Source organism: Achromobacter pulmonis (genome assembly GCF_021733725.1).
GTDB classification, from domain to species: Bacteria; Pseudomonadota; Gammaproteobacteria; order Burkholderiales; family Burkholderiaceae_B; genus Achromobacter; species Achromobacter pulmonis.
The window spans coordinates 2,774,684-2,787,515 of the sequence record NZ_JAIFOT010000001.1 but is presented as its reverse complement, the minus strand read 5'-3'; the positions used below and the strand labels follow the sequence as shown (position 1 = coordinate 2,787,515).

Annotated in this window: 12 protein-coding genes; 5 read left to right on the top strand and 7 right to left on the bottom strand. The window is 69.0% G+C overall.

Annotation, left to right across the window (positions count from 1 at the left end):
* Nucleotides 1-77 precede the first annotated feature (77 nt).
* Nucleotides 78-1,031, bottom strand: a complete 954-nt coding sequence (locus K2W61_RS12790) for a helix-turn-helix transcriptional regulator (protein WP_175132322.1) — start codon at nucleotides 1,029-1,031, stop codon at nucleotides 78-80.
* 94 nt (nucleotides 1,032-1,125) lie between these two features.
* Between K2W61_RS12790 and K2W61_RS12785 the strand changes: the two genes are divergently transcribed.
* Nucleotides 1,126-2,343: an MFS transporter gene (locus tag K2W61_RS12785; protein WP_236755771.1), complete on the top strand. Its 1,218-nt coding sequence runs from the start codon at nucleotides 1,126-1,128 to the stop codon at nucleotides 2,341-2,343.
* Between the two features lie 43 nt (nucleotides 2,344-2,386).
* On the opposite strand, the gene K2W61_RS12780 is transcribed toward K2W61_RS12785, so the two are convergent.
* On the bottom strand, nucleotides 2,387-3,394 hold the full coding sequence (locus tag K2W61_RS12780; RefSeq protein ID WP_175132321.1) for a Bug family tripartite tricarboxylate transporter substrate binding protein: 1,008 nt from the start codon (nucleotides 3,392-3,394) through the stop codon (nucleotides 2,387-2,389).
* Nucleotides 3,395-3,530: 136 nt separating this feature from the next.
* Nucleotides 3,531-4,466, bottom strand: a complete 936-nt coding sequence (locus tag K2W61_RS12775) for a 4-hydroxy-tetrahydrodipicolinate synthase family protein (RefSeq protein WP_175132320.1) — start codon at nucleotides 4,464-4,466, stop codon at nucleotides 3,531-3,533.
* 228 nt (nucleotides 4,467-4,694) lie between these two features.
* Here K2W61_RS12775 and K2W61_RS12770 point away from each other — a divergent pair, with 228 nt between their 5' ends.
* Nucleotides 4,695-7,022, top strand: a complete 2,328-nt coding sequence (locus tag K2W61_RS12770; protein ID WP_236755770.1) for a molybdopterin-dependent oxidoreductase — start codon at nucleotides 4,695-4,697, stop codon at nucleotides 7,020-7,022.
* Between the two features lie 91 nt (nucleotides 7,023-7,113).
* Here K2W61_RS12770 and K2W61_RS12765 read toward each other — a convergent pair whose 3' ends face one another.
* Together K2W61_RS12765 and K2W61_RS12760 are read right to left on the bottom strand one after the other, a co-directional pair.
* On the bottom strand, nucleotides 7,114-7,551 hold the full coding sequence (locus K2W61_RS12765; RefSeq protein ID WP_236755769.1) for an acetyltransferase: 438 nt from the start codon (nucleotides 7,549-7,551) through the stop codon (nucleotides 7,114-7,116).
* Between the two features lie 35 nt (nucleotides 7,552-7,586).
* A complete protein-coding gene (locus tag K2W61_RS12760; protein ID WP_175132317.1) occupies nucleotides 7,587-8,462 on the bottom strand; it encodes an NAD(P)-dependent oxidoreductase in 876 nt (291 codons plus the stop codon).
* 246 nt (nucleotides 8,463-8,708) lie between these two features.
* On the opposite strand from K2W61_RS12760, the gene K2W61_RS12755 reads away from it, so the two are divergent.
* Nucleotides 8,709-9,497, top strand: coding sequence for a hypothetical protein (locus K2W61_RS12755; protein WP_236755768.1), 789 nt, complete (start codon nucleotides 8,709-8,711; stop codon nucleotides 9,495-9,497).
* A 61-nt stretch (nucleotides 9,498-9,558) separates the two neighbouring features.
* Here K2W61_RS12755 and K2W61_RS12750 read toward each other — a convergent pair whose 3' ends face one another.
* Nucleotides 9,559-10,326 carry a class II aldolase/adducin family protein gene (locus K2W61_RS12750; protein ID WP_175132315.1) on the bottom strand — a complete coding sequence of 256 codons (768 nt, stop codon included), beginning with the start codon at nucleotides 10,324-10,326 and terminating at the stop codon, nucleotides 9,559-9,561.
* Nucleotides 10,327-10,625: 299 nt separating this feature from the next.
* On the opposite strand from K2W61_RS12750, the gene K2W61_RS12745 reads away from it, so the two are divergent.
* Both K2W61_RS12745 and K2W61_RS12740 read left to right on the top strand, forming a co-directional pair.
* The gene (locus tag K2W61_RS12745; protein ID WP_175140464.1) at nucleotides 10,626-11,495 is read left to right on the top strand and encodes a glycosyltransferase family protein; all 870 of its coding nucleotides are present in this window, start codon (nucleotides 10,626-10,628) and stop codon (nucleotides 11,493-11,495) included.
* A gap of 85 nt (nucleotides 11,496-11,580) precedes the next feature.
* The gene (locus tag K2W61_RS12740; protein WP_175132313.1) at nucleotides 11,581-12,297 is read left to right on the top strand and encodes a hypothetical protein; all 717 of its coding nucleotides are present in this window, start codon (nucleotides 11,581-11,583) and stop codon (nucleotides 12,295-12,297) included.
* A gap of 20 nt (nucleotides 12,298-12,317) precedes the next feature.
* Here K2W61_RS12740 and K2W61_RS12735 read toward each other — a convergent pair whose 3' ends face one another.
* Nucleotides 12,318-12,716, bottom strand: a complete 399-nt coding sequence (locus K2W61_RS12735; RefSeq protein ID WP_175132312.1) for a PRC-barrel domain-containing protein — start codon at nucleotides 12,714-12,716, stop codon at nucleotides 12,318-12,320.
* Between the last annotated feature and the right edge of the window lie 116 nt (nucleotides 12,717-12,832).

The following is a 12,832-nucleotide window of genomic DNA, read 5'->3' as shown; positions in this document are numbered from 1 at the left end:
CAAGGCCAGCCGCGATACCGGTATTGCGGCTACCCCCCACAGACTGGCCGCGCCGTGGCGTGGCGGCCCTGGCCGCGCTATTGCGCCGCGCCGCGCAGCCACGCCTTGGGCGTGGCGCCGCGATGCGCCTTGAAGGCCTTGATGAAATGGCTGAGGCTGGAAAAGCCGATGCGGTAGGCGGTTTCGGTGACCGAGCAGCCGCGCCGCAACAGGCCGGCGGCGGCGTCCATCCTGGCTTGCAGCAGGCAGCCATGCACCGACTGGCCGTACAGCGACATGAAGCCGGCTTGCAGGCGCTTTTCGCTCAGGCCCACCGCCCGCGCCAGTTGGCGCACGCTGCCGCAATCGGCGTAGTCGCGCTGGATGCGGCGGTGCGCCTCCGCCAGCCGCTCGCGGTCCGCCGGCGGCGGCAGGTCGGCCGCGCCGCGTCCGGCCAGGTGCGCCAGGGTCAAGGCCAGGGCTTCCTGGGCCTTGCCTTGCAGATAAAGGTCGGCGATCTCGCCGCGGTCCTGGTTCCAGGCCAGGATCTCGCTGGCCACGCGGGCCAGGCCCGGCCACAGCGGCAACATCGCCAGCTGCGCATCGCGCGCCGGCACGCTGCCGTCGGCGGCGAAAGCGGAGGCCGGCACCTGCCGCAAGGTGCGCCGCCACAGGGCGCGCACGGCCTCGTTGAAAAAGCGGATGTCGACCGCGCGGATGGTGTGCCGCCCTTTGAATTCGTCCCAGCCCGGCACCGGCTCGGCCGTGCCGTGCAGGATCACGCTGCCAGGCCGAATGCGCAGGGCCGCGCCGCCCTCGAAACCCACGCCGAACTGCCCCTCGAGCACGATCGCGATACCGACGCTGGATTCGGCCGCGCCGCTGGCAGCCCAGTCGGACTCGGGCCGGCCATCGAGGCAGCCGATCGAGATCCCGCCCGGCAACTCGTGCTGGGTGCGGATCCTGAGCCAATCGGGCGGCAGCAGGCGCAGCAGGTCCTGCGCGGTCAGGGGCGCGCCGCGGTCAGGGGCAAGACGAGGCTGAGAGGCCATTTTGTTCCAATTCCGCAATTTCCGGCGCGGATTCGCTAGCGCAACCGCCGCTCGGCCGGGATGATAACAATTTTCATCCTCATCTTTCCTTTTCATGTCCCATTTGCCAGACCCCGCCCATCGGCCGAACGAGGCCACCGCCCTGTTCGTCTTCAATACGCTGTGCCTGACTGCAATCATGGCCTTCATGCCCGTGATCGGCCCGGTGGTGCGCGGCCTGCGGCTGGCCGAATGGCATGGCGGCCTGGTGGTCACCGTGGCCGGCTTGCTGTGGATGCTGATGGCGCGCTACTGGGGCGGCCGCAGCGACCGCATCGGCCGCCGCGCGGTGCTGCTGCGCGCCGCCGCCGGCTACATCGTCAGCTACCTGCTGCTGGCTGTGGGCCTGGATCTGATGTTGCGCGAACCGCCGCCGGTGTGGCTGGCGCTGGCCGCGCTGATGGCGCTGCGCGCGCTGCTCGGCGCCTTCTACGCCGCCATGCCCACCGTCAGCGCCGCGCGCATCGCCGACATCACCGCGCCGGAACAGCGCGGCGCCATGATGGCCAGGCTGGGCGCGGCCAACGGCCTGGGCATGGTGCTGGGCCCCGCCATCGGCGGCCTGCTGGTCGCGGACAGCCTGACCCTGCCGCTCTATATCGCCGCGGCGCTGCCGCTGCTGGGCACGCTGTGGCTGGCCGCGAAGCTGCCGTCCGACGCCTCGCACGAACCGCGCGCCACGCCGCCGCTGAAGCTGAGCGACCGGCGCCTGCGGCTGCCGCTGGCCGCGATGCTGCTGGCCATGAGCGCCGTCATTACCGCGCAGATGATCGTCGGCTTCTACGCCATGGACGCGCTGGGCCTGGCGCCCGGCCCGGCGGCGCGCACGGCGGGGTTCGCCATGACCACCGTCGGCGTCATGCTGATCCTGGTGCAGGTGGGGCTGTCCAAGGCGCGCCGCATGAACGCGGGGCGTTGCCTGGCGGGCGGCGCCTTGCTGTCGGCGATCGGCTTCGCGCTGGTGCCGGTCCTGGGCGGCACCGCGGGCCTGGAGGCTTGCTATGCCGTCATGGCCGCCGGCATGGGGCTGGTGTTCCCGTCGATCCAGACCATGGCGGCCAATGCCGTCACGGCCGACGAGCAAGGCATTGCCGCCGGCTCGGTGATCGCGGTACAGGGCATGGCGATGGTGGTGGCGCCGCTGGTGTGCACGCTGCTGTATGGCGTGCGCCCGTGGCTGCCGTACACGATCGCCGCGGGCCTGTTGCTGCTGCTGGCCCTGGCCGCGACCTTCACGCCGCGCCGGACCACGGAGGCGATGGCCGCGCCGTGAAACGCAGGCCGCCGCCGGGAAGCGCGCCGCGGCCCGGCTTGTGCTATTGGGCGATGTGGATCTTGGCCTGGTCGATGATGATCTGATAGCGTTTCATCTCCGCGTCGATGAACCTGGCGAAGGCCGCCGAATCCTTCACCGACGGCTCGAAGCCCAGCCCGTTCAACTGCTCGACGAGCTTCGGGCTGGCCATCACCTTGGCGGAAGCCGCCTCCAGCCTGCGCAGCACCGGCGCCGGCAGCTTGGCCGGGCCCCACACCCCGTACCAGGAATAGAACGCGAAATTCTTCTGCCCCTGCTCCTTCATGGTGGCCAGGTCGGGCAGCAGGGGACTGCGTTCGGCGCCGGTCAGCGCCAGCGCCTTGAGCTTGCCGGCGCGCACCATCGGCAGCGACGACAACATCGGATCGAACAGGCCTTGCACTTGTCCGCCGATCAAGTCGGACAGCGCCGGACCGCCACCGCGATACAGCACAATGGGGATCTGCTCCAGGCCGTTGTCGTGCAGGAACGACGCGGCGGCCAGATGGCCCGCCGAGCCGAAGCCGGTGGTGGCGAACGAGTATTTCTGTGGCTCTGCCTTGAGCAGTTTGACAAGTTCCTGCACGTTGTTGGCCGCTACCTTGGGGTTGACGCTGAAGATCAGCGCGCCCTGCGCCAGTTCGCTGATGGGCGTGAAATCCTTGACCGAATCGAACTTGATGGTCTTCTTGTACAGCAGCGGATTGATCGCGTGGATCGACGCGTTCAGGTACAGCGTGTAGCCGTCCGGGGCGGCACGCGCGACATACGCCGCGCCGATCATGCCCGAGGCCCCCGCGCGGTTTTCCACCACCACGGACTGCCCCAGTTCCTTGGCCAGTTGTTCGGCATACAGGCGCGCCAAGCCGTCGACGGAGCCGCCGGGCGGATGCGGCACCACCAGGGTGATGGGGCGCTGCGGATAGGTGTCTTCGGCCAGTGCATGGGCGCCGCATGCGAGGCCCACCGCCAACAGGGCGGCATTGAGCAGACGCTTGAGCGGCGCGGGGCGGGACAGGGATCGGAACATGATGGGTCTCTCTTGGCGATGGCGCGGCCGTTCCGGACGCGCAGGAGCCGACCACGCCATCGGCCGCGTTGCGCGCGGCCGCCATGTCGTGGATCGTCATATGAACCCGGCGGCTCGCGCCGCCGGCACAGAGGAATCAGGCCGCCTTGAGCTGCGCCGAGCTGAAGCCGTACTTGGTGTCCAGGCCCAGTTCGCGCACGATGCGCAGGCCCTTGGCCAGGGCATCGCCCTCCAGGCCGCGCAGCGGACGCCGCAGGTCACCGACCGGCAGGCCCACCGCCTTCATCAGCGATTTGATCGCCACCGGATTGATGGCGGAGTACGAGTAGTGCAGCATCGGCAGCAGGCCCAAATAGCCCTCGCGGAAGCTGACCGAAACGTCCGGCGTGTCCCAGGGGCGCGAAATGCCGGCCATCTCGGCCGGCGCGATGTTGCCGGTCATGTTGGCAGTGCCGTGGCCGCCCAGGCTCATGGTGGGCACCACCAGGCCCAGGTTGGGCGAATCGCAGCACATCACCGACACGTCGGGACGGCCGCGCAGCACCTGCGCCACCTGGCCGACACGGGTGGTCGATTCCTTGTGCACAACGTAGTTGGGGTGCTTGAAGATGCGCAGCAACTGGTCCCAGTGCAGGTCGCTCTTGACCCGCGGCGGGTTGTTGTAGATACCCAGCGGCAGATCGGTGGCATCGGCCACCTCGAGGAAATAGGCTTCGGTGTCGGCCTCGGAGGCGCAAATGTAGGCGGGCGCGGCCAGGATGGCGCCATCGGCGCCGTTGGCGCGCGCGAACTTCAGGTAATCGATGGTGGCGTCGGTGTTGTTGCCGGTGCAGCCGTAGAACAGCTTCATCTTGCCGGTCTTCATCTTGGCCGTCTCGACGATCACCTGGCGCCGTTCTTCGGGCGACAGCATCGAAACTTCACCGGTGGAGCCCATGATCAGCACGGCGGCGGTGCCGTTGTCTTCCTGGAACTTCAACAGGCTGCGGAAGGCGCTGAAATCGACGCTGCCATCACGATTGAACGGCGTGACGATGGCGACGAAAGACCCCTGGATTTTCATTTTGCTCATGACCTACTCCACTTGCGGATGGACTGCCCGATCAAAGCCAGGGTGGCGCGCGGTCGGCGCCTGCACCTGACCATTCCCCTTGTTGCTTACGCAGTATAGGAAGAGCGGCCCCGAAAATTATTCTATTTTCCACACTTCCAGGGCGCCCGAAAGACAAAGAATTTCTAAAGCAATGCGGTTAAGTTATGAGGATTTCCATAACAATACGCTTTTCACGGCGCCGCCCGCATGACCGAAGCGATCTCCCGTTATCCGTCCCTGTCCCACTGGGGCGCGTACACCGCGCTGGTGCGCGATGGCCGTGTCGTGGGTTGCGAGCCGTTCGCCCACGACCAGGCCCCGTCCCCGCTTATCCACACGATGCCCGACATGGTGCATTCGCCGCTGCGCATCGACCGTCCGGCCGTGCGCGCCAGCTGGCTCAGGCACCGCGGCGCACCCGAACTGCGCGGGGTCGACGGCTACGTCGAAGTCGATTGGGACACGGCGCTGGCGCTGGTGCACGACGAACTGCAACGGGTGCGCGCGCAGCATGGCCCCACCGCCATCTTCGGCGGATCGTACGGCTGGTCCTCGGCCGGCCGCCTGCACCATGCGCGTACGCTCACGCACCGTTTCCTCTATGCCGGCGGCGGCTGCGTCGATCAATCCGGCAACTACAGCTGGGGCGCGGCGCAATTCCTGCTGCCGCACATCATCGGCACCTATGCGCCCGTGACCGGCCGCATCACCGACTGGCACAGCGTGGTCGGCCATACGCGGCTGCTGATTGCCTTTGGCGGCATTGCCCTGCGCAACACCCAGATCGCCTCGGGCGGCGCCGGCGATCACAGCGCGCCTGGCTGGCTCGCGCAGGCGCGGCAGGCTGGCATGCGCACAGTGGTGGTCAGCCCCACGCGCGCCGACGCGCCGGCGGCGCTGGCGGCCGAGTGGATTCCGATCCGGCCCAACACCGACGCCGCGCTGATGCTGGGCATGGCGCATACCTTGCTGGCCGAGGCGCGCCACGATCGGGACTTTCTGGCGCGCTGCTGCAACGGCTTCGAGCAATACGCCGACTACCTGCTGGGCCGCGCCGACGGCCAGCCCAAGGATGCGCGCTGGGCCGAGAGCATCTGCGGCGTGCCGGCGGAAACCATCCGCGCGCTGGCGCGGGACGCGGCCGCCACCCGCACGCTGTTGTCTTGCTCATGGTCGCTGCAACGCGGCCATCGTGGCGAACAGCCGTACTGGGGCAGTGTCGCACTGGCGGCGATGCTGGGCCAGATCGGCCTGCCCGGCGGCGGCTTCGCCTTCGGCCATGGCTCGATGAACGGCGCCGGCAATCCGCGCCCCGATCTGCCGGCGCCGGAGATGCGCGCCGGCCGCAATCCGGCCGGCGCTTCGATCCCGGTGGCGCGCCTGGCCGACATGCTGTTGCAGCCGGGCGAATCGTATGAATTCAACGGCAGGACCGGCACCTACCCGGACATCCGCCTGGTCTATTGGGCCGGCGGCAACCCCTTCCACCATCACCAGGACCTGAACCGCCTGGCGCGGGCCTGGGCGCGGCCCGAGACCATCATCGTGCACGAACCGTGGTGGACGCCGACCGCGCGTCGCGCCGACATCGTGCTGCCGGCCACCACCACGCTGGAACGCAACGACATCGGCGGCTCCTCGCGCGACCGCTACATCCTGGCGATGCGGCAGGCGGTGGCGCCCGTGGGCCACAGCCGCAACGATTTCGACATCTACCGCGAACTGGCCGCGCGCGGCGGTTTCGAGCAGGCCTTCACCGAAGGCCGCGACGAAATGGCCTGGATCCGCCGCATCTACGAACAGATGCGGCCGGCCTGGGAGGCCGCGCACCTGACGCTGCCGGCCTTCGACGAATTCTGGGAGCGCGGCCATGTCGCGCTGCCGCCGCCAGCCCGCGACTTCGTGCTGTTCGAGCAGTTCCGCGAGGATCCCGCCGCGCATCCGCTCAAGACCCGTTCCGGCCGCCTCGAACTGCACAGCGCGGCCATCGCCGAATTCGGCTACGACGACAGTCCGCCACATCCGGCCTGGCTGCCACCGGTGGAATGGCTGGGCGCTGAAAGCGCGGCGCGCTGGCCGCTGCACCTGGTGACCTGCCAGCCGGCCGACCGGCTGCACTCGCAGCTCGACCCGGCGCCGGCCACCCGCGCCAACAAGGTCGCCGGCCGCGAGGCGGTGCTGCTACACCCCGACGACGCCGCCGAACGCGGCATCGCGCAAGGCGATGTGGTGCGGATCTTCAATGAGCGCGGCGCCTGCCTCGGCGGCGCGCAACTCAGCGCCGACCTGCTGCGTGGCGTGGTGGTGATGCCCACCGGCGCCTGGTTCGATCCGCGGGACGACGCGCTGGAACGCCACGGCAACCCCAACGTGCTGACGGTGGACGTGGGCACGTCACGGCTGGCGCAAGGCCCGAGCGCGCTGTCGGCGCTGGTGCAGGTGGAACGCTGGCGCGGCGATGCGCCGGCGGTGCGGGCCTTCGATCTCCCGGACCTGCGATCCGACACCGCTGCGCCGATCGCTAACGATCGGTAGCGTCGCGCGCACCCGCCACGCGGTTTGCAGGAAAGCGCCTGGGCGCGCCACCCGCCGATGCCGTGACGCGGGCCCCGGCAACGGCGTCGCGTCACCCGCGATGACGCAAATGGATCAGCGGATAGGCCCGCCCCTGGCCGTCACGATCGGAACGCCCGGTGCGCTCGAATCCCATGCGTTCATAGAAGCCCACGGCCTGCGCATTCTGCTCATTGACATCGGTAGTCAGGTCCGGATGGCGCCGCAGCGCCTCCTCGACCAGCGCGCGCCCGACGCCGGCGCCGCGCGCGTCCGGGTCGACGAACAGCGCTTCCATGTAGCTGCCGTCCAGCAACATGAAGGCCTGCGGCCGGCCACTCGCGTCCAGCGCCAGGTCGAGCGCGGCAGCGGGCAGGAAGCCGACCACCTCGGCCTCGATGGCCTGGCGATCCTGCGGGGTCAGGAAGTCATGGGTGGCGTCGACCGAGCGGCGCCAGATGTCGACGACGCGCTCGCCGTCCGCGGGGGTGGAAGTCCTGAAAGTGATCATGAGACCGCAAAAAAAAAGGAAGTACGCAGCGGGGTTCAGCCCGCTTCGGTGCGCCGTTCGATGGCGCGGATGACGGCCACCATGTCGGCCGTGCCCAGGCCCTGCGCCTCGGTCTCGCCGTAGAGGGCATGGCTGGCATCCAGCAAGGGCGAAGCGATGCCGGCGCCGCGCGCGGCCTCGGCCACCAGCCGGCTGTTCTTGAGCACGTCGGTGATCGCGGCCTGCACCGAGAAGTCCTGCGCCACCAGCTTGCCCAGCTTGACGCGCGACACGTCGCTGGCCATGGGCCCGGCATTCAGCACCTCGGCGAACAGCGCCAGGTCGATGCCCTGGCGTTCGGCGAAATGCACCGACTCGGCCAGCCCCGTGACCATGGTGATCAGGAACAGGTTGACCGACAGCTTCATGGCCAGCGCGGACGGCACCGCGCCACAGATGAAACTGTCGCGGCACAGGGGCCGCACCAGTTGGCGCACCGCCGCCACGTCATCATCATGGCCGGCCAGCATCACCACCAGTTGGCCCGCCTCGGCCGGCTTGCGCGAGCCCGACACCGGCGCCTCGACATAGCGGCCGCCGGCCGCCTCGATGTCCGCCCCCAGCCGGCGCGAATAGTCGGCCGAGGTGGTGCCCATGTTGACGATCACGTGACCGCGCACGCGCGCGCCGAAATCATCCGTGCCGCGCGCCAGCACTGCGTCAATGGCTTGGTCGTGGGCCAGCATCAGGATCACGGTGCGGCATTGGGCGTAGACCTGGCCGACATCGTCGGCGATGCGCGCGCCGGCGGCGCGCAACGCGTCAAAGCCGCCGGAGGAACGGCTCCAGGCCACCAGCGGCGTGCCGGCGCGGGCCAGGTTGAGCGCCATGGGCGTGCCCATGACGCCCAGGCCGATGAATCCGATATCCATGTGTGTCTCCCACGCAGGTGGATCAGGAGCCATTCAGCGGCACCTTGATTTCTGCCCCGATGATAAGACATGGCCGGGCGCTCCGCCTCGCTGCCGGACCGCGGGGGCGTCGAAATCATCAGTGCCAGCCCCAGCGCCGTAGGTTCCTGCAGCGCTTTACACAATTGGTGACGTGTTAGCGGGGAATTCAGGCCACAATGCGCCGGCATCTTCCGCCCCGTCTTTGTCGCCTCACCAGGAACCCCGATGAATAAAGCCCTTGCCCTGTTGCTCTGCGCCGCCCTGCCCACGCTGGCCACCGCCGCCCAGCCCGATGTCGAGGCGCTGACGCTCGATCCACGGAACAAGCTGTACTGCAACGAACAGGCCGACTGGTGCGTCGGCATCAAGGTCGATGGCGGCTTCGAGGAAAACGGCCCGTTCGCCAGCAGCCGCACGCTGCGCGCCGAATACCGGCTCTGGGACCTGCCGGAGATCCCGGACTTCTCGCACTTCACGGTCTGGCCGCACCTGATCCGCCTGAGCGAGGAACGCGCCCTGGTAGGTGTGATCGGCCCCAGCGAACCCGACTACAAGGAAGAAATCCAGTTCCCGGGCGGCAGCTTCTCGCGCCGCGACCTATACCTGTTCGCGGTCGACCTGGGTGACAGGTCGTCGAACCTGGCGCAGATGCTGCCGTACGCGACCCAGGCGTCGGTCCGCGCCTGCGTCAACGAGGCCGACGAGGGCCGGCGCGCAGGCGACTGCATGGAGCAGTACCGCTACGACGCCACGGTCAAGGCCCTGGCCAGCGACCAACCGTATCCGGATCTGCAGGTCACCACGCGGGCCACGCGCGCGCCGGCCCGCGCCAGCCGCGACGCCGATCCGGCCAAGCAGCCGGCGCCGACGGCGGCCCAGCGGCAACCGCAGGCCGACAAGCAATGCAGCTACACCGTGACCTACAAGTGGCAGGCCGACGATTCGGTCTACAAGCCGGCCACGCCGCTGCCCGACTGCGCCGAGTTCCTTCAAGCCCGGCCCGCGAAGGGCTGAGCCAGCCCGCGGGCGCGGCGCGGGCGCCAGGCCGCCGCTCCGGCGGCTTGCGCCGCGCGCATCAGTCCGCGTAGCCCGGATTGCGCCGGTCCAGGCGGCGCAGCAGGCCCGGCCAGGCCAGCGCGGCCTTGTGGGCGCGGTCGGCTGGCGACTCCACTGCGGCGCGCGCCAGCACTTCGGGCGGGATGAAGCTCAGCTCCCCGCCGCCCGCCTGGGCCCGCACCTGCACCATGCAGGCCGCTTCCAGCCGGTGCATGGCCTGGAACGCCTCGGCCATGCTCTGCCCCACCGTCAACAGGCCGTGGTTGCGCAGGATCAGGTACTGGCTGTTGCCCAGGTCGCGCACCAGCCGCGGCTGTTCCTCGGGATTGAGCGCCAGGCCCTCGTAGTCGTGATAAGCCAGCGAACGCAGCACGATGAAGGCGAACTGCGACAACGGCAGCAGCCCATCCTTCTGCGCCGACACCGCCACGCCATTGATGGAATGCGTGTGCAGCACACACATGGCGTCCTTGCGGGCCGCGTGGATACAGCTGTGGATGGTGAAGCCGGCCGGATTGATGTCGTATTCCGAATCCATCACCTTGCGTCCGTCCAGATCGATCTTGACCAGGCTAGACGCGGTGATCTCGTCGAACATCATGCCGTAGGGGTTGATGAGGAAATGCTCGGTGCCCGGCACCTTGGCGGTGATGTGGGTGAAGATCAGGTCGTCCCAACCGAACAACGCCACCAGCCGGTACAGCGCCGCCAGATCCTTGCGCACCTGCCATTCCGTGGCGCTGACCTGCTCGCGCACGCCGGTTCCCATGTTCCCTGCCGTATCCATATCGTCTCCCTTGTCGTGTCTGGGCCCCGGGCACGCGCGCCACGGGGTCCAGGCACTTTATTCGGTTTGCGCCCGGGCGCCAGCGCGACACGGGCAAGCGTCCGCTGCGTGCAACGCGGCGCGCGGGCACGCAGCTTGCTGCGCTGCCATGAGAGCGGCACAGTGGCGTCGCGGCGGGAATTCAACCACGCGGCGTCCGTCGGCATCGCCTGGACGGTAAAGTCCGATTACAATTCAGCAATAATTCAGGTGCGGCGCCCCATGCCAGGCGCCCCCTACTGCCGAGGATGACGAGACCCATGCGCGACGCCATCAGGATTTTTGTCGGTTGCGACCCGAACGACTGCGACCTGGAACAGATGATGGTGCTGGACTACAGCGCCCGCAAGCACGCCTCGCGGCCAGTCGAGATCACCTGGATGCGCTTGTCGCGCGACCCCGCCAGCCCCTGGTATTGCGATCCGGATAGCGGACGCGGCTGGCGCACTGAAAAATGGTCGACGCCATTCTCCGCCTTCCGCTGGGCGGTGCCGGCCGCCGCCGGCTTCCAGGGCCGCGCCCTGTACATGGACGCCGACATGCTGGTGCTGTGCGATCTGGCCGACATCTGGGATCTGCCGTTCGAGGGCGAGGCCATCGTCGCCGGCCGCCGCGACGGCGATGGCTGGCGGTCATGCGTGGCGCTGTGGGACTGCGCCCGCGCCCGCGCCCACCTGCCCACGCTCGATGCCCTGCGCGCCAAGCGCCACGCCAATCGCGAGATGAAGCACTATTTCGCCGAACGCCCGCAGTTGGTACAGCACCTCGATGCCCGCTACAACAGCATCGACGGCGCGGGACTGGCGCGCGACGAGATCGGCATCCTGCACTATTCCGACATGGGCACGCAGTTCTCGCACCGCTACGCCATGCCGCGCCTGCAGGCCGAAGGCCGGCGCCACTGGTTCGATGGCGAAGTGGTGGCGCACGCGCGCGCCGACCTGGCCGAGTTGTTCGACCGCTATTACGAGGAAGCGCTGGCCGCCGGCCACCGGCTCGACGACTATCGCGCCGCCGCGCCGTTCGGCGACGTGGTCAAGGCCTCGCAGAAGGACTACACCGGCAACCGGCCGCGCCCGCCGCGCCGCTCCTGGATTCAGCGGCTCTGGGCCAGCGCGCTCGGCGGCTGAATCGCGAATCGCGCCGGGGCGCGGCTGCCTGGACGCCAGTGCGCAGTGTCGACTCCCGGAGCCGGCTTTGCGCTCTAATGACGGTATGTCCCGCGCCCCGCTCGTCTCCTATTTCCGCAGCGGCGAAGCCCTGCGCAGCCGCGCCATCGGCATCGCCGCCCCCTGCGCCACGCTGGCCCTGCCCGCGCCGCCCGCGCGCCTGCAGGCCGACTGGACGCGCGAAATCGAGACCCGCTTGCAGTTGGAAGCGGGCGATGTCGAGCAGATGCCGCTGGCGCGCACCATCGCGCGCTGGCCCGGCTATGGCGCCTGCCTGCAGGCCATGCGCGACTGGGCCGCGACGCTTGGCCTGGGCGATGCGCTGGAGGACGGCGATATCGCCCTGATGGCCTGCCGCGGCGCCCGTTACCACCACGACGGCGATCAGTATGGCGGCGCGGCCTTCTGCAACCTGTTCCTGAGCGACGACAAGGGCCTGGACCTGGTGTTCGCCCAGACCGGCCAGCGCATCGCCCTGACGCGCGGCACCGCGGTGTTGTTCGACACCTGCCAGCCGCATGGCGTGGTGCCGCGCGGCGCCAGCGTGTTCGACGCCGCCGGCTTCACACACGGCCGCGATCTGTCGCAGGTATTCCTGACCTGGGAACTGCCGATCGAAGATGCCCGCGTGGCGGCCGCGCTGGGCATCGACTTCGACGTCGATCCGGCCGGCGCCGCGCGGCTGGACGCGGAGCAGGTGCGCCGCGGCGCCGCCCGCCAGCAAGTGCGGCCGGACCACGGCCACTGGGCCGACGCGGACTGAAGCCCGGCGCCTGCCCGTTCCTACCAGTAGATATCCTGGTTGTAGTACTTGTGCAGCTCACGCGCCCAGGTCTCGTCGGCCATGCTCGGCCAGTTGTCCTTGTCGAACCCCGGCGCGCTCTTGAGCGTTTCCTTGTCGACGTCGAGCACGAAGCACTTGCGGTCGGTATCCAGCGTCAGCGCCGCCCAGGGAACGGCGAACAGCTTCTCGCCCATTCCCAGCACACCGCCGCGTGCCAGCACGGCATAGGCCACGCGGCCGCGCGGCACGTCGATCATGATGGCCTTGATGTCGCCCAGACTCTCGCCGGCGCCGTTGTAGACGTCGTTGCCTTCCAGCGTGTTGGCGGCCATGACCTCCGGGCCGGGGCCCTGCGCCTTGGCCTTCGGACCGCCGACGATATTCGATTGCTGTTCCATCGCGTTTCTCCCGCGGGATCGTCCCGCTGCCTGTCGTTGAAGAAAAGTCCGGACCGTCCTTTGCGCGAGTCCGGACCCACGGGCTGCAGCAACTGGCGTGCCCGAGGCGGCAACAA